The organism is Campylobacter sp. CNRCH_2014_2452, assembly GCF_025772865.1.
Classification (GTDB): Bacteria; Campylobacterota; Campylobacteria; order Campylobacterales; family Campylobacteraceae; genus Campylobacter_D; species Campylobacter_D lari_D.
Genome location: NZ_JAKMSX010000007.1, coordinates 46,651 through 62,082, shown reverse-complemented (window position 1 = coordinate 62,082; position 15,432 = coordinate 46,651). Strand labels below are relative to the sequence as shown.

The window sequence follows — 15,432 nt, the reverse complement described above, 5'->3', positions numbered from 1 at the left end:
AAAGACTTATTTTATTATATCATTTTTTTGTTTTAAAATTTAAGAAAAACAAAATTACTTGTGATAACATGATAATTTTCATCACAACTTCACTTGCACCATGAATTTTTATAAATTCTTGAGTTTTAGTTGCTTCTTCTCCTAAACTTTGTGCTTCTAAAACATAAGCAGTGAAGTAAAATATAAAAAGCAAACTTAGTGCCAAAATGATCAAAGAAAGCATAAATTTTGAAAAATTTATTTTAAAAGTTAAATTTTTGTCTTTAAATGAAAAAATTTCTATTAAAATAGACAAAACACTCACACTTAACAAAACATAGCCAAATTGTACAAAAATGTGTGTCATTAAAAGCCCACTTTGAAAATGAGTTAAAACCCCTTCACCTATGAATTTAGCAGGATAAAATATAGTCGGAGCTAAAAATACACCTATGCTAATTTCAATCCCAATTAAGCTTGCTAGTAAAAATAAATATATTGATTTCATATTTTCTCCTATAATAAAGATAATTATAGTCTAATTTTTTAAATTCCATGCAACAAAGGCTCTATCAAATCCATTATAATCTTGATAAAAAGTAGCTTTAAAATCATTTTCTTTTAAAATTTTATTTAAAATTGTTTTTTGATCATAGCCAAACTCACATGCTAAGACTTTTGTGTTGTGATTTTTGGCAAAAAGAATAATTTCATGTAAAATTTCCCAACCTTTATCTCCACCAAACAAAGCATTGTGTGGTTCGTTTTGAACCCATTTATCTAAAGGATAGTCATTTTTTATGTAAGGAGGATTAGAAAAAATAAAGTCAAAATTTCCTTGTATATTTTTAAAATCACAAAGTTGAAAATTGATTAAATTTGAAACATTATGAAAATCTGCATTTTTTTTAGCAAGCTCTAATGCTTTTGGATTAATATCGCAAGCTTGTATAAAAATTTGTTTTAACTTTGCTAAGCAAATACTTAAAATTCCACTTCCAAAGCCAATTTCAAGTATATTTTTAAAAGAGTTATGATCTAAAATTTCTAAACATCTTTCAAGTAATATTTCACTATCAAAACGCGGTATCAAAACCCCTTTTTTAGTAAAAAAATCAAAACCATAAAATTGTGTTTTTTGAAATAAATACTCAAAAGGCTCACCATTTAAAAATCTATCTATATATTCTAAAAAAACTTTCTCATTGATTTGAAATTCAGGATTTAAAAAAATCCAAGCTTTATCTTTTTGCAAAAGCTCACAAAGAATAAAAAGTATATATTCTTTGTGAGTAGGATCTTTTGCGTAAGCTTGCTTTAAAGCTTGTTTGATTGAAATCATTGCAAAGCTTTGATTCTATCATAAATACAAGGATGACTTAGATGAAAGAAAGTATAAATTTTACTTGTTTTAACAAAGGCTTTGTTTTCTTTTGCTAAAGCTATGAGAGCATTTTTCATATCTTCTTTAGAGCTTAGTTTTGCTCCGTGTAAGTCAGCATTAAATTCATTTTTTTGACTCATTTTATTAAGCAGTGGAGAAATAATAAAAGTAAAAATATTTCCAAAAATCAATAAAAGTACAAAAACTCCAGCATTCACTCCATTTAAATGACTTTCAATATAAAAAAAGCTTGGTAAATGTGCAAAGATGAAAAATAAAGCAAAAAGCATCAAAGCACTAGCAAATAACATTTTTAGCAAATCTTTATGCACAAAATGTCCTAGCTCATGACCCAAAACAGCAATGAGTTCTTTTTCTTTTAAAGCATTTAAAAGTGTATCAAAAAGTACTACTCTTTTGCTTTTAAATAAGCCACCAAAATAAGCATTTAATCTTTTATCTCTTTTGCTTGCATCAATAACATAAACACCATTTGCACTAAAGCCACATTTTTGCATTAAATTAGTGATTTTTTCTAATAAATTTTCATCTTCAAGTTTTTTCATTTTGTTAAACATAGGTGCAATAAGTGTAGGGTAGATGAGATTTATAATAAGTATAATTATAAAACTTAGAGCAAAAGCCACTACCCACCAGTATGTGTTAAAAAATTCAAAGCAAAATACTAAGGCATAGATGATTAAAAAGCCAAAAACAAGCATTAGAGCTAAAGATTTAATGCTGTCTTTAACAAAAAGTGCTAAAGTCATATTTGAAAAGCCGTGTTTTTTATCTTTTATAAAGCTTTCATAATAGCTAAGTGGTAAATTTAAAATACTAATAATAAATAAAAATGCAAGCAAAAATAAAGTATTTTCTAAGGTAGAATTTTCTTTTATAAAAATTTCTTTTAAATACAAAAAGCCAAAGCTAATCCAAGAAATGTTAATCATCAGATTATAAAGATTAGAAAAGATTTTGTATTTTTCATTTTCTATGGCGATATTTGCAGCATTTTTATAATCTTGTTCATTTAAAATAATTGCTTGTTTTTCTCTTTCTTTTTTTAAAAAAGAAATTTGCACACAAGATATAAAAACCAAAAAAGCTGTGTAAATACATAAAATAGTTATCAAAGTCATAGTTTTTCCTTAAATAAATTTGAGTAATTTTATCTTATTTAAAATATATAAAGTTAATCAATATTTTCACTTTTTTCCAAAACCTCAAAATAAGCTTCTTCTAAAATACTAAGTTCATTTTCTAAAGAGTTTAGCTTTTCATAAAGGGTATTTATACCTAGTTCTTGATAGATTGCAGGATTGCTTAGAGCATTTTTGATTTCTTTGATTTCTTCTTCTAATTTATGAATTTTATCAGGATATGAGTTTAAAATTTCATTTTCTTTATAGCTTAGTTTTTTACTTGATTTTTCTTTTGTTTTTACACTTGTTGTAGTGTTTGTTTCTAAACTTTTAGAAAATTCTTCAAAGTCCTTGTATTCTTTTTCATTTTCTAAATATTCACTATAAGAAAGAACTTCTATGTTAATATTTGCATTATCTTCAAAAGCATAAAGTTTAGTTGCTATTTTATCAACAAAATATCTATCATGTGATACAAGCAAAATCGCACCTTCAAAAGAAAGTAAATATTCTTCTAAGATATTTATTGTAGCTATATCTAAATCATTTGTTGGTTCATCTAAGATTAATACATCATATTCTTTAGTAAAAAGCAAGGCAAGAGCAACTCTGTTTTTCTCGCCCCCACTTAGTACACTCACACTTTGCTCTAAAAATTCTTTTGGAAATAAAAATTGTTTTAAATACCCATAAACATGCATATTTTTACCACGCACTTGAATGTGATCGCCACCATTTGGGCAAAAAATTTCTAAAAGTTTTTTATCAGTATTTAATAAGCTCCTGCTTTGATCAAAATAGCCTATTTTAACTTCACCTCTTTTAATCTCTCCGCTATCAAGCGGAATTTGATCAAGTAAAATCTTTAAGAAAGTAGATTTTCCACAGCCATTTTTACCTACTATGGCTATGCGTTCACCTTGTAAAATTCGTGCATTAAAGTCTTTAAAAAGTGTCTTGTTGGCAATAGACTTTGAGATATTTTTAAGTTCAAAAAGCATTTTTTTGCGGTTTTGGCTTTGAGTTTGGTTAAAATTTTTACTTGCTCTTTTGATTTCAAGTTGTAAGCGCTTGATAGCTCCTGGGTTTTTCTTAGCTTCTTCACGCATTTTAAAAATGCGTTCTTTGCGTCCTTCGTTGCGTTTAAGCCTAGCTTTGACTCCTCTTCTTAGCCATTCTTCCTCACTTTTTAGTTGCTTAAGCAAGGTTTCATGGCTTTTAGCTAAGGAAGCTAAAATAGCTACTTTTTTTTCTAGATATTGCGTATATCCACCCTCAAAAATGCTTAATTTTCCCGCTTCTATTTCTACGCATTTTTGCGCTATAGCATCGATAAAATACCTATCATGAGAGATGAAAATAACACACATTTTAGAGGTTTTTAACCTTTCTTCTAAAAAGTTACTCATATATACATCTAGATGATTAGTTGGTTCATCAAGCAATAATATATCAGGATTTTTTAGCAAAAGTGTGCAAAGCCCTACGCGTCTTATTTCGCCCCCGCTTAAAGAGCAAAGTGTTCTGTCTTTGTATTCTAATAGTTTAAATTCTTCTAATATTCTTTGTATTTTTTGGTCTAAATTCCATGCGTCTTTTGAATCTATAAATAAACTTAATTCATCTACTTTTTTTAAATATTCTTTATTTTCAGGATCAAAAGCTAGTTTTTCATTATAGCTTTCAAATTCTTTCAAGGCTTGGTAAATTTCTTCAAGTTCTTTTTTGATGGCTTCGCTTACGCTTAAGGTGCTTTCAAAGCTTACTTGTTGGCTTAGCATACCTATACTAGTGTTATTTTGTTTAATTACTCTACCACTGTCTAATCTTAAAGTCCCCATAAGGGCTTTTAAAAAGCTTGATTTTCCTTCACCATTTTTGCCTATAATGGCGATTTTTTCTCCTAAATTTGCACTAAAATTTGCATTTTCTAAAACTATTTTTGTATTAAATTTCTTATTTGCGTCGATTAAATCTATTAAAGCCAAATTTCTTTCCCAAATGTTTTTTACGATTTTACTTTAAAAAGTATTAATTTTGCTTAAATAAAATTACGCCATGAGAGCATTTGTTTTTTTTACTTTATTAGTTTTATTTTTTGCTTTGGCAAATTGGTATATTTATAAAAGATTTTTAAGTAGGGTTGATTTTTTAAAACCTTATAAGAAGTTTGTATTAGCTTTTATTTTAATAGTTTTTGCATGTGAATTAATCTTTTTTATAAATATGCGCGGGGACTTTTTACATGAAAAGCTTTATTATATTTTAGCTATTTTTCCTACTATTACTTGCTTTTTCTTGCTTTTTGGAGTGATTTTTGAAATTGGCTCTTGGATTTTTTTTAATGAAAATAAAAAAGAGCAAATTTTCAATGTCCAAAGAAGAAAGTTTTTAAAATTAATTTTTGATTCTTGGCTTATTATACTTAGCGTTAGTATGGTATTTAAAGGTTTTGTAAATGCTATTAGCACACCTAAGGTTAATGAGGTAGATATTAAAGTTAAAAATTTAAAAGAAGATTTAAATATAGTTTTACTTTCTGATGTGCATTTGGGAAAAAATTTAGGAGAAGATTTTTTAAAAACTTTAATCGATGAAGTTAATATTTTAAATGCTGATATAGTCATTATAGCTGGGGATTTAATCGATGCAGATATTGCTAGTATGCCTTATATTAATTTATTAGAAAATTTTAAATCAAAATATGGTACTTATTTTGTTTATGGAAATCATGAGTATTATAATGATATAAATGCAATAAGCAAAAAGCTTAAAACTCTTAAAAATTTCAAAGTTTTGGAAGATGAAAGTATTGATTTTGGGGATTTTACTTTAAGTGGGACTTTGGATTTGGCTGCCAAGCGTTTGGGCTTTAAAGAAAGCAATATAGAAAAAATCAAAACTCAAATCAATCAAGAAAAGGTTAATATTTTAATCACTCATCAACCAAAGTATGTAAAAACTTATGATGTAAGTGGGTTTGATTTGATTTTATCAGGACATACACATGCAGGACAAATTTTCCCTTTTTCTTTGCTAGTATATTTAGAACAAGGTTTTGTGTATGGGCTTTATAAATTAAGCAAAGATAGTTTGCTTTATGTAAGTAGTGGAGCTGGATTTTGGGGGCCTGCTGTGAGATTTTTAGCCCCTAGTGAGATAGCTTTGATTAGATTAAAAGGAGAATGAGTGGGATTTAGCAATAGTGCTTCAAAAATGTTTGGAATCATAGCAAAATATAAATTTCCAAAAATTATACAAAAAAATATTAATAAAGCTTATGTAAATGCTTTTAATATCAATATGAGTGAATTTAAACCTTTAGAAGAATATGAGAGTTTAAATGCTTTATTTACAAGAACTTTATTAAATGAGCGAGAATTAGAAGATGGCTTTATAAGTCCAAGTGATGGTAAAATTTTAGAACTTGGAAGTAGCTTTCAAAATGATTTAAAAGAAAATTTAGCCTTTAGCATTAAAGGTTCAAGTTATAGTATAGAAGAGCTTTTAAAAAACTCAGCTAGTAAAGAAGAATTGGAAAATGGCATAGATTATGCAAATATTTATTTATCTCCAAAAGATTATCATCATTATCATGCACCTTGTAATATGCAAATTTTAAGTGCTACTTATATGAGCGGGGCCTTATTTAGTGTGAGTGAGGCAAAGTTAGCTAAAATTATAAACCTTTATACTAAAAATGAAAGAGTAGTTTTAAAGTGCTTAGTGGAAGGAAAATTTATACTTTGGATGGTATTTGTGGGTGCGCTAAATGTCGGTAAAATGCACTTTAGCTTTGATACTAGCATACAAACTAATGCAGCAAATTTTGATTTTACTCATACCTATGAAGATCTTTTTGTAAAAAAAGGCCAAAGACTTGGAAATTTTGAGCTAGGTTCAACTATAGTTTTAATCGCTCAAAAAGGGTTTTTAAAATTTAGTAAAAATGCTTATGAGCAAGTTGAATTTTCTAAGAAGATTGCGGACTTTGCTTAGTCTCATCTTCATTAGCAACTTTATATAAAAAGGCAAAAATTTCAGCCACTGCTTTATACATATTAGGTGGGATTTCATCGCCTAGATCAAGTTTGCTAAGCACTTCTACTAAGTCTTTGTCTTCTTTTATGGGTATGCCATTTTCTTTGGCTAAAGAGATGATTTTAGCAGCGTTTTCACCTTTGGCATTAGCTAGGATTTTTGGTGCATTTTGTTCTTCTTTGTTATAGCCTAGTGCAACGGCTTTTTTTGTTTTTTTAGCCATTTTTAAGCCCTTGTGTCAAAACCCATATTAAAGTCATTATATTCTTCTTGATTGTGAAATTTACTTTTAATTATATCGCTGATGAAAAAATTAGAGCTTAGAAGTCCTACTTTAACTAAGGCTTTTTTTAGTTCATGTGCTCTTTCATAAAGTTTTTTTCTAAAATTAGCATTTTCTATCATCATATTTATATCGATGTATTTATCATTACTTAGAGATAAAAATACATTGATTTTTCCTAATTTTTCAAATTCAAGATTAATTTGTGCATAAAATTTATCTTTTTTACCGCGTTTAAAAACTACATTAGATTTTTCTAAATCATCCCAAAAGAAAGGTAAAAAAGTATGAATGCTATTATTGGCTAAAGATAAAAGTTGGTTAAATTCAAGCTGAGCTATAAGACGATTTGCTTGATTTAGTATGCTTTCATTGTCTAAATTTTTGGCTAGATTAGAAACTTGCAAAAGAGTGGATTTAATATCTTTTTGTAATTCTGAAGAAATTTCTGTGCTATCTTTTTGGGTGATTTTTCCAAGATCTTTTATAGAAAGTTCTAATTTTTTTTCTATATTTTTTATATCATCTAAAGAATTTTTTGCCTCATAATTTTTAGGATCTAAAGCTTTTAAAACTTCATTGAGTTTTCTTCCTATTAAGCCTAGTTCTTTGTTTAGATTGTTTAAAAGCTCTTCTTGTAAATTTTGGCTAAAATTAAGATTTTTGCTTACATTTTGTTTGAAAATATCTTCTAGTAAAATTTTGCCTGAAGTGCTTTTAAATATATCTTCTAACTTAGTATTATTTGTTTGTAAATTTTGACTTTTGCTATCATTTTTGCTTAAATCTTCAGTATTTTTTTGCTGTGTTTTTGGCTCTTCTTTGGGATTTTCTTTGATATCTTTACTTTGTGGTATTTTTTCTTCTTTTATGTTTTGAATTTCTTTATCTTTTACTATGCTTTCTTGTTTTTGTTGAGTTTCTTTTTTATCCTCTGTGTTTTTTTGTGGAGTTTTTATTTCTTCTTTTAACTCTTCTTTGATGTCTTTAGTGTGTGGAGTTTTGTTTAAATTTTCTTGTGTTGTTTCGGTTTTGTTTTTGTGATTTTTTATATCTTTTAAAAGTATTATAAAATCTTTTATATTTTGGCTAAGCTCTTTTAGTATATGAGTGTTTTGAATTTTTATGTTTTCTGGTTTAGCTAGTTCTTTGTTGATAAGTGCTAAATTTTTATTAAGATTTTTGATAAAATTATCCGCAATATTTTGGAGTTTTTCTTGACTAATAGAACTTGGGTTTTTATTGATATAATTTTTAAAATTTTCTATTTTATCAAATAGCTTAAAAAGTGTTTTGTAGTTTGTATTTTCTAAAGAAATTTTATTATCTTTTTTGTGATTTTGTAAGATGTGAATAAGTTCTTTTAAGGTGCTTGTAGTATCAAGATTTTTAAGATCTAAATTACTTATATCGTGTTTTAAATTTTCACTTGTAGCGCCTTTTATAGTACTTAAAAGATTAAAAAAACTCTGTGGTAAATTTTGTTCTTTTAAAGAATGATTGAGCTTTGCTTCTAAAAATATGCCTGAATTTTTCACTAAAGATGAAAGATTTTTATTATTAATATCTTTAGCAGGCTTGACTAAATCTTCTAAAATTTTAAGCAGTTTTTCAAATTCAGGATTTTTTGAAAGCTCTGCTTGGAGTTTTTTTACTTCATTGGCAAAATTAGGTGCGAAATTTAAATCTTTATGATTTTTTAATACTGCCAAATCAGGATCTTTATTGGTTTTGATTTGATCTAAAAGTTTATTAAGTAATTCTTGTAGTTTTTGATCAATTTTGCTAACATAATCTCTGGGTAATTTAACTTCAGAATCGCTTTTGGAAAATAAAGGATTTTTTAACGCTTCATTGAGAGAGGTTTTTTTGTCTGATTTTTCACTTTTATTTTCTTTATTTGTTTCATTTTTTGCAAACTGATTTTGATTATTAGAGATATTAGTTATCATCTAGCATTACCATATTACCAGGTTTTCTTTTAAATTTGGTAAGTTTTTTAAATTTTGGTTTATCGATGGCAAATAGTATCAAAATACTTAATAAAACTATATAAAAATACATAAAGCCATAAGCTTGAAAATAATACATCAAAGTTCCCAAAACTGCAGGCGCGAATAAAGCACCAAAAGAATAGGTAAAAAGAACTGCTCTGCCAAGTTCAACTCTTTTGTTAGGATTATCAAGCATATCATTTGCTCTTGCTAAAGAAAGAGCGTATAAACAACACATACCCATGCCTAGCAAAAACCCAAAAAAGTATTTTAGATAAATATTATATTCTAAAAGTAGTATGCAAAGCATAGCGCTTAAAGCAATAAAAGCACACAATATAATGGCAAATTTTCTGCTAATTTTATCAGAAAGAGTTCCGATATAAAGTTGCGAAATAAAGCCACCTACCATAGTAGAGAAAATAAAAATAGAAGCTTCTTTTGCGCCAAATCCTTGTATAAGTACAAATAAAGAAGCCATGGAAAAAAAGCCATTTAAAAGCATGCCCGCTATAAAACTTGTTACTAAGGCTAAAGGCACTATATCAAAAACCTTAGGAATGGAAATTTTTGTTTTTTGTGGCAAAATAGGCTCTTTAATGCGGATTAAAAATAAAGGAATGGAAGCAAACATAATAAAACTAGCACTTAAAATAAATACTGTATTACTTGGAAAGTCAAAAGACATAAGTAAAATTCCAAAACCTGATGATGAGTAAAATACAACCTCATAAAAGGCTATTACTCTTGAGCGAATAGTGTTTTTTGCTTTTTCATTAAGCCATGATTCTATTACCATTAAAAGCGCATAATAGCAAAAACCTAGCAAAAATCTTAAAAACATCCAAAAATAAAGATTAGAATTTAAACTATGAAGCATGGTGGCTATACCAAAAATAATAGCAAAAATTCCAAATGATCTTATATGTCCTACTTTAGAAACTATTCTATGGGCACTAATTGTACTTACCATAGCACCAAGAAAATAACAACTTCCTATTACGCCTATATAAAAATTACTAACATTATTATGCTTTAAAATAATAGCTATGGAATTTACTGTTAAAGCACTTCCTATGAAAACAAAAATCATACCAAGAAATAATGCTGTTAGTGATCTAATCGTTCTTTTTGAGCTTAACATTTTCTTATTAAAAAATTATATATTAATACCGCTATGGGTGTGACAAACATTGCACAAAACAAGGCAAAAATACTCATTAAACCTTGAAACTCTAAAAATAAAAATCCTGCTATTAAAAACACATAGGCAAAAATTTTAAATAAAGAAAAAAAAGCTAATGCGTTTTTAAAAATACTTTTAAATTTTGGTTTTAAATCGTCATCTATATGGATAAATTTTATAATTTTTGGCAAAGAATATTGTTTTTTAGCAAAAATTTGTAAAGGTCTTTGCGTAAAATCATAATTTTTAGCTGCTTTAAAAATAAAATTTTTATAATTTAAAAAAGATATTAGAATGATTAAATTTTGAGCTAAAAAGCCAAATTCAAAGCTTATAAAGGTTTTAAAGCTTAATTCTTTGTAAAAAAAAACTCCTGCTAAGAAAAGTAAATTTAATCCTAGCAAGAGTTTTAATAAAATTTTAGGCTTTAGGATCATTTTTTAAATCTTTATAGCGATTTTCTTCTTTAAATTCTTCGTAACTTTTTACTTGTGCTTTGTAGGCTTTATAAACATTTAAAATCGCCGCAGCTACTCCTATAAACACTCCTACCCAAAAAAGCCAAACAATACCGGTTAAGTTTTTTAAAAAATAGCCTATACCAACTCCGATTAAAACAGCCACAACCATGGATATACCAAGGCTTAATCCATCTGCAGCTTCTATACCTTTGCGAATGATTTTTTGTCTTTTATTCATAATGCTTTAAAACTTTCTTGTGCTGCTTGTATAGTTTTATCAATGATTTTTTTATCCATACATTCACATATAAAACCTGTTTCAAATTGAGATGGTGCTAAATACACACCTTTGCTTAGCATCTGTGTATGAAATTTGGCAAATAATTTAGTATCTGATTTTAAAGCGTCTTGATAATTATTAACAGGGTTTTCACAAAAGAAAAATCCAAACATAGAACCAACGCAATTAACTTGCAAAGGAATTTTGCAATCATTTGCAGCTTCTTTAAAGCCTTGAGTAAGTCTTTTGCCTAGTTTTTCTAATTTTTCATACAAGCCTTCATAGTTTCTTGCTTTTTTTAAGCTCGCATAACCTGCAGCCATAGCAAGAGGATTGCCACTTAGTGTTCCTGCTTGATATACCCCGCCCAAAGGACTTAATAAATCCATGATTTCAGCTCTTGCAGCAAAAGCAGCTGCAGGAATACCTCCGCCTATAACCTTACCAAAAGTTACTATATCAGCTTTTATATTATTAATCCCAAAAGAGCCAAGATATGAAGCTCTAAAGCCACTCATAACTTCATCAAAAATTAAAAGAATTTGATACTCATCACATAGTTTTCTTAACTCTTGTAAAAATTCTATTTTAGCAGGCACTAAACCCATATTTCCTGCAATTGGCTCTATGATGATACAAGCTATATTATCATCATTATTGATTAAGTTTTTAACACTATCAATATCATTATAAACGGCTACTAGAGTATTTTTAGCTACATCGGTTAAAACTCCTAGTGAACTTGGGGTGTTAAAAGTAGTTGCACCGCTTCCAGCGCTTACTAATAAAGAATCAGAATGCCCATGATAACATCCTTCAAATTTGATGATTTTATCTTTTTTACTAAATCCTCTTGCAAGACGAATAGCACTCATAGTAGCTTCAGTGCCGCTACTTACAAAACGGATTTTATCCAAATGTGGCCAATCTTTTAAGATAAATTTGGCCAATTTAGTTTCAGCTAAAGTTGGCGCACCAAAGCTCGAGCCATGCTCTAATGCTTTTTTACAAGCTTTTTCAATATCCTCATCACAATGTCCAAAAAGTAAAGGTCCCCAACTTTGCACATAATCTATATAAGTATTTTCTTCTATATCGCTAATATAAGCACCTTTGCCTTGTTTGATAAATAAAGGATTGCTACCTACACTTGCAAAAGCACGCACTGGGGAATCTACCCCACCTGCTATATACTCACAAGCTTCCTCAAAGGCTTTTTTATTGTTTTTCATTTTTACTCCTTTTATTGCTAGTAATATAATCATAAAGTGATTTTATTTCATCTTCTGTTAGCGAGTAAGTTGGCATAATGCTTTTTGCCTCTTGAGGTTGATTTAGAATTTTTCTAAAACGCGTATAAGGAGTGTTTTTAATACTTGGCACAATAAAAGGAATTTTTTCTCCATTTTTAGTGTAATAACCTAGTATTTGTTGACCTCCATCGCCATGACATTTAGCACAACTTATACCTCTTGGATTTTTGTAAAGGGACTCTTGGTATTCTTTAGGAGAGATAAAATCTTCAGCCCAAGCACCATAAATTATAAAAAATAAAAATAATACAATTTTCATTCATTGCCTTTAACAAAAAAAGAAGTTTTGTTATGATACAATTTTTTAAGTTAAAGAAAGCTATAAAATTTAAGGAAAGAAATGACACTTTTAGATGGTAAAAAGCTAAGTGATAAGTTAAAAGAAAATTTAAAACAAGAAGTATTAGAACTTAAAGCTCAAAGTATAGAGCCTTGTTTGGCTGTAATTTTAGTAGGCGAGGATCCTGCTAGTGCTACTTATGTGGGTTCTAAAGCAAAAGCTTGCGAGCAATGTGAAATTAAGTCTTTAGTTTATAAACTTGATGTAAATACAACTCAAAATGAGCTTTTGGCTTTGATTAATACTTTAAATCATGATGATAGTATAGATGGAATTTTAGTTCAACTTCCATTGCCATCGCATATTAATAAAGATATAATCTTAGAAAGTATTAACTTTAATAAAGATGTAGACGGCTTTCACCCCTTTAATGTCGGAAATTTAAATCTTAATTTAAAAGGTGGTTTTTTACCATGTACACCTTTAGGCGTTATGAAAATTTTAGAACATTATGATATAAAATTACAAGGAGCTAGTGTAGTTGTAATAGGAGCTTCAAATATAGTAGGCCGTCCTATGGCTACTCTTTTGTTAAATGCTAACGCTAGTGTGAGTATTTGTCACATTTATACAAAAGATTTAAAAGCTTATACAAAAAATGCTGATATTGTTATCGTAGCAGCAGGTTGTCCAAATCTTTTAAAAGAAGATATGGTTAAAGAAGGTGTGGTGGTAATTGATGTTGGGATTAATAGAGTTGATGGAAAAATAGTAGGCGATGTCGATTTTGAAAATGTTAGTAAAAAAGCTAGTTATATCACTCCTGTACCAGGTGGAGTAGGGCCTATGACTATTGCTATGCTTTTAGAAAATACTATAAAATCAGCTAAAAATAGGATAAAAAAATGAAATTTTTGAAGAAAATTTATAAATTTACACAATCTTGGACGGGAACTTTAGTAGTTGTTTTATTGATTATATTTTTCTTTATACAAGCTTTTACTATACCAAGCGGTTCTATGAAAAATACTTTATTAGTAGGGGATTTTTTATTTGTAAAAAAATTTTCTTATGGTATTCCAACCCCGCATATTCCTTGGGTGGAAATTCCTGTTTTACCTGATTTTAATAAAAATGGACATTTAGTAAGTGGTGAAGGTCCTAAAAGAGGGGATATTGTGGTATTTAGATATCCGCATGAGCCAAAAATCCACTATGTAAAAAGATGTGTGGCCAAAGGCGGAGATGAAGTAGTTTTTGCAAATAAAACCTTATATGTGCGTATGGTTGAGGGTGATGAATATATGAAAGATTATTATCCTAATAAAACAAAAATCATAGGCGGAAGACTTTTTGTAAAAGAGCCTTTTGTGGAAAAAGGGATACATTATGATTCTAGAGTGGATATAGACAGTGTATTTTTTCGCTATTTAAATTTGGGGCAATTTGCTATGAAGCCTGCTTCTTTTGATGAATTAGGTGCTAATAATATTTATGGTTTTAATGCTTATTATTATAAAGTACCTGAAAATGAATATTTTATGATGGGCGATAACCGTGATCATTCTAGCGATAGTCGATTTTGGGGAAGTGTAGATTATAAATATATAGTTGGGCAACCTTGGTTTATTTATTTTTCATGGGATGAAAATAAAAAAGTTAGATGGGAAAGAGTAGGGCGTTTAGTTGAAACTATAGAAAAAGATGAACGCTTTATTCATCATAATGAAAGCGACATAGAAGCTTTAGAATAATTACCCAAAGAAACAAATAAAAATAGTTTGTGTAGAAAATGTATAGTTTCTACACAAAATTTTTTAAAAATATACAATCTTGATTTTACTCGTAGAATTTTTTAAGCTCCAAGTTGTAACAATTACAAAAATTAAAATTAGTATAAGATAAAAGGATAGAAAATGCTAAGCCAAAGATCTCAAAATTTAGGAGAATCCTTAACTTTAGTAATGACTGATATAGCCAAAACTTTAAAAGCAAATGGTGAGAAAGTTATTAGTTTTTCGGCAGGTGAGCCTGATTTTGATACTCCAGAAATCATTAAAAAAGCAGCAATTGAAGCTATTGAAAAAGGTTGTGGAGCTTATACGCCAGTTGTGGGTATAAAAGAAGTTATAGAGGCTATACAATATAAATTTAAAAATGATAATAGTTTAGATTATAAAACAAGTGAAATCATTACCAATGTTGGTGCTAAACATTCTTTGTTTATGGCGATTGAGTGTTTAGTTGAAGAAGGTGATGAGGTTGTCATTCCAAGTCCTTATTGGGTGAGTTATCCTGAAATGGTAAAATTTGCAGGCGCAACTCCTGTGTTTATAGAAGGTGAAGCAAAAAATGGATTTAAAATCACCCCAGAACAATTAAAACAAGCTATTACTTCAAAAACTAAGGTTTTGATGTTTAATTCTCCATCAAATCCTACAGGAGCTATATATTCTAAAGAAGAAATAAGTGCTTTAGCTAAGGTTTTAGAAGGAACTAAAATAGTAGTTTTAAGTGATGAAATTTACGAAAAATTAGTTTATGATGGAGAATTTTGTGCCTTTGCACAAGTTAGTGAAGATGCTTTAAATAGAACTGTAAGTATTAATGGTCTTAGCAAATGTGGTGCTATGCCAGGGTGGCGTTTTGGATACATGGCAAGTAAAATGAGCGAGTTTAATAATGCTGTTAAAAAACTACAAGGGCAAAGTACATCAAATATTTGTTCAATCATCCAATACGCAGCTTTACCAGCCTTACTTGGAAAAGCAGATAATGATATTGAAATGATGAGACAAGCCTTTTTAAAGCGTAGAGAATTAGCTTGTGAAATTTTAGCCAAAAGTGATAAGTTAAAATTAGAACAAATTCCACAAGGAGCTTTTTATTTATTTATATCTTGCAAAGAAGTTGATAATGATTCTATGAGATTTTGTAAAAGACTGCTAGAAGAGCAAAAAGTAGCTTTGGTGCCAGGTATTGGTTTTGGCATGGAAGGGTATTTTAGGCTCTCTTATGCAACTAATGAAAAAGATATTATTGAAGGTTGTGAAAAAATCGTTGAATTTGTAAAAAACTACTAATTT

16 protein-coding genes are annotated in these 15,432 nt (G+C 28.6%); 5 read left to right on the top strand and 11 right to left on the bottom strand.

Going from position 1 to position 15,432, the window contains the following annotated elements; all coding sequences use genetic code 11:
• Nucleotides 1–19 precede the first annotated feature (19 nt).
• Genes L8X38_RS06130 through L8X38_RS06115 form a run of 4 tightly spaced genes read right to left on the bottom strand, consistent with a single transcriptional unit; the run spans nucleotide 20 to nucleotide 4,496 of the window.
• Nucleotides 20–487 (bottom strand): DUF4149 domain-containing protein, encoded by a 468-nt coding sequence (locus L8X38_RS06130; protein WP_263661566.1) that lies wholly within the window; start codon nucleotides 485–487, stop codon nucleotides 20–22.
• A gap of 30 nt (nucleotides 488–517) precedes the next feature.
• Nucleotides 518–1,318, bottom strand: coding sequence for a HemK/PrmC family methyltransferase (locus tag L8X38_RS06125; RefSeq protein ID WP_165955269.1), 801 nt, complete (start codon nucleotides 1,316–1,318; stop codon nucleotides 518–520).
• Nucleotides 1,318–2,505 (bottom strand): M48 family metallopeptidase, encoded by a 1,188-nt coding sequence (locus L8X38_RS06120; protein ID WP_263661565.1) that lies wholly within the window; start codon nucleotides 2,503–2,505, stop codon nucleotides 1,318–1,320. The genes L8X38_RS06125 and L8X38_RS06120 overlap by 1 nt, the downstream gene beginning before the upstream one ends.
• Nucleotides 2,506–2,558: 53 nt before the next feature.
• A complete protein-coding gene (locus L8X38_RS06115) occupies nucleotides 2,559–4,496 on the bottom strand; it encodes an ABC-F family ATP-binding cassette domain-containing protein (RefSeq protein WP_263661564.1) in 1,938 nt (645 codons plus the stop codon).
• A 70-nt stretch (nucleotides 4,497–4,566) separates the two neighbouring features.
• Here L8X38_RS06115 and L8X38_RS06110 point away from each other — a divergent pair, with 70 nt between their 5' ends.
• Entirely contained in the window at nucleotides 4,567–5,697 is a 1,131-nt protein-coding gene (locus tag L8X38_RS06110) for a metallophosphoesterase (RefSeq protein WP_263661563.1), read from the top strand.
• On the top strand, nucleotides 5,698–6,507 hold the full coding sequence (locus tag L8X38_RS06105) for a phosphatidylserine decarboxylase (RefSeq protein ID WP_263660591.1): 810 nt from the start codon (nucleotides 5,698–5,700) through the stop codon (nucleotides 6,505–6,507).
• Here the strand turns inward: L8X38_RS06105 and L8X38_RS06100 are convergent.
• From L8X38_RS06100 to L8X38_RS06070, 7 genes are read right to left on the bottom strand one after another with little or no spacing between them, the layout of a single operon-like run.
• Nucleotides 6,482–6,772: a FlhB-like flagellar biosynthesis protein gene (locus tag L8X38_RS06100; protein ID WP_133319292.1), complete on the bottom strand. Its 291-nt coding sequence runs from the start codon at nucleotides 6,770–6,772 to the stop codon at nucleotides 6,482–6,484. The two genes, L8X38_RS06105 and L8X38_RS06100, sit on opposite strands and share 26 nt — an antisense overlap.
• 2 nt (nucleotides 6,773–6,774) lie before the next feature.
• On the bottom strand, nucleotides 6,775–8,784 hold the full coding sequence (locus L8X38_RS06095) for a flagellar hook-length control protein FliK (RefSeq protein WP_263661562.1): 2,010 nt from the start codon (nucleotides 8,782–8,784) through the stop codon (nucleotides 6,775–6,777).
• The gene (locus L8X38_RS06090; protein ID WP_263661561.1) at nucleotides 8,774–9,970 is read right to left on the bottom strand and encodes an MFS transporter; all 1,197 of its coding nucleotides are present in this window, start codon (nucleotides 9,968–9,970) and stop codon (nucleotides 8,774–8,776) included. The genes L8X38_RS06095 and L8X38_RS06090 overlap by 11 nt, the downstream gene beginning before the upstream one ends.
• Complete coding sequence (locus L8X38_RS06085) at nucleotides 9,964–10,449, bottom strand: hypothetical protein (RefSeq protein ID WP_012661294.1); 486 nt, start codon at nucleotides 10,447–10,449, stop codon at nucleotides 9,964–9,966. The genes L8X38_RS06090 and L8X38_RS06085 overlap by 7 nt, the downstream gene beginning before the upstream one ends.
• Nucleotides 10,433–10,711 carry an AtpZ/AtpI family protein gene (locus L8X38_RS06080; protein ID WP_039641170.1) on the bottom strand — a complete coding sequence of 93 codons (279 nt, stop codon included), beginning with the start codon at nucleotides 10,709–10,711 and terminating at the stop codon, nucleotides 10,433–10,435. Before L8X38_RS06080 ends, L8X38_RS06085 begins: the two co-directional genes overlap by 17 nt.
• Nucleotides 10,708–11,985, bottom strand: coding sequence for a glutamate-1-semialdehyde 2,1-aminomutase (gene hemL, locus L8X38_RS06075; RefSeq protein WP_263661560.1), 1,278 nt, complete (start codon nucleotides 11,983–11,985; stop codon nucleotides 10,708–10,710). Before hemL ends, L8X38_RS06080 begins: the two co-directional genes overlap by 4 nt.
• Nucleotides 11,972–12,325, bottom strand: coding sequence for a c-type cytochrome (locus L8X38_RS06070; protein ID WP_263659360.1), 354 nt, complete (start codon nucleotides 12,323–12,325; stop codon nucleotides 11,972–11,974). Before L8X38_RS06070 ends, hemL begins: the two co-directional genes overlap by 14 nt.
• A gap of 81 nt (nucleotides 12,326–12,406) precedes the next feature.
• Here L8X38_RS06070 and folD point away from each other — a divergent pair, with 81 nt between their 5' ends.
• From folD to L8X38_RS06055, 3 genes are all read left to right on the top strand, one after another.
• On the top strand, nucleotides 12,407–13,255 hold the full coding sequence (gene folD, locus L8X38_RS06065; protein ID WP_133319286.1) for a bifunctional methylenetetrahydrofolate dehydrogenase/methenyltetrahydrofolate cyclohydrolase FolD: 849 nt from the start codon (nucleotides 12,407–12,409) through the stop codon (nucleotides 13,253–13,255).
• Nucleotides 13,252–14,100: a signal peptidase I gene (lepB, locus tag L8X38_RS06060; RefSeq protein ID WP_220566758.1), complete on the top strand. Its 849-nt coding sequence runs from the start codon at nucleotides 13,252–13,254 to the stop codon at nucleotides 14,098–14,100. Before folD ends, lepB begins: the two co-directional genes overlap by 4 nt.
• 162 nt (nucleotides 14,101–14,262) lie before the next feature.
• Nucleotides 14,263–15,429, top strand: a complete 1,167-nt coding sequence (locus L8X38_RS06055; protein WP_263659362.1) for a pyridoxal phosphate-dependent aminotransferase — start codon at nucleotides 14,263–14,265, stop codon at nucleotides 15,427–15,429.
• Nucleotides 15,430–15,432: the final 3 nt, after the last annotated feature.

Coding starts and splice junctions, on each gene's coding strand:
- L8X38_RS06085 (WP_012661294.1), bottom strand. CDS start 10,449: ATGATCCTAAAGCCTAAAATTTTATTAAAACTCTTGCTAGGATTAAAT.
- L8X38_RS06080 (WP_039641170.1), bottom strand. CDS start 10,711: ATGAATAAAAGACAAAAAATCATTCGCAAAGGTATAGAAGCTGCAGAT.
- L8X38_RS06070 (WP_263659360.1), bottom strand. CDS start 12,325: ATGAAAATTGTATTATTTTTATTTTTTATAATTTATGGTGCTTGGGCT.
- L8X38_RS06055 (WP_263659362.1), top strand. CDS start 14,263: ATGCTAAGCCAAAGATCTCAAAATTTAGGAGAATCCTTAACTTTAGTA.
- L8X38_RS06100 (WP_133319292.1), bottom strand. CDS start 6,772: ATGGCTAAAAAAACAAAAAAAGCCGTTGCACTAGGCTATAACAAAGAA.
- lepB (WP_220566758.1), top strand. CDS start 13,252: ATGAAATTTTTGAAGAAAATTTATAAATTTACACAATCTTGGACGGGA.
- L8X38_RS06120 (WP_263661565.1), bottom strand. CDS start 2,505: ATGACTTTGATAACTATTTTATGTATTTACACAGCTTTTTTGGTTTTT.
- L8X38_RS06130 (WP_263661566.1), bottom strand. CDS start 487: ATGAAATCAATATATTTATTTTTACTAGCAAGCTTAATTGGGATTGAA.
- L8X38_RS06090 (WP_263661561.1), bottom strand. CDS start 9,970: ATGTTAAGCTCAAAAAGAACGATTAGATCACTAACAGCATTATTTCTT.
- L8X38_RS06110 (WP_263661563.1), top strand. CDS start 4,567: ATGAGAGCATTTGTTTTTTTTACTTTATTAGTTTTATTTTTTGCTTTG.
- folD (WP_133319286.1), top strand. CDS start 12,407: ATGACACTTTTAGATGGTAAAAAGCTAAGTGATAAGTTAAAAGAAAAT.
- L8X38_RS06095 (WP_263661562.1), bottom strand. CDS start 8,784: ATGATAACTAATATCTCTAATAATCAAAATCAGTTTGCAAAAAATGAA.
- hemL (WP_263661560.1), bottom strand. CDS start 11,985: ATGAAAAACAATAAAAAAGCCTTTGAGGAAGCTTGTGAGTATATAGCA.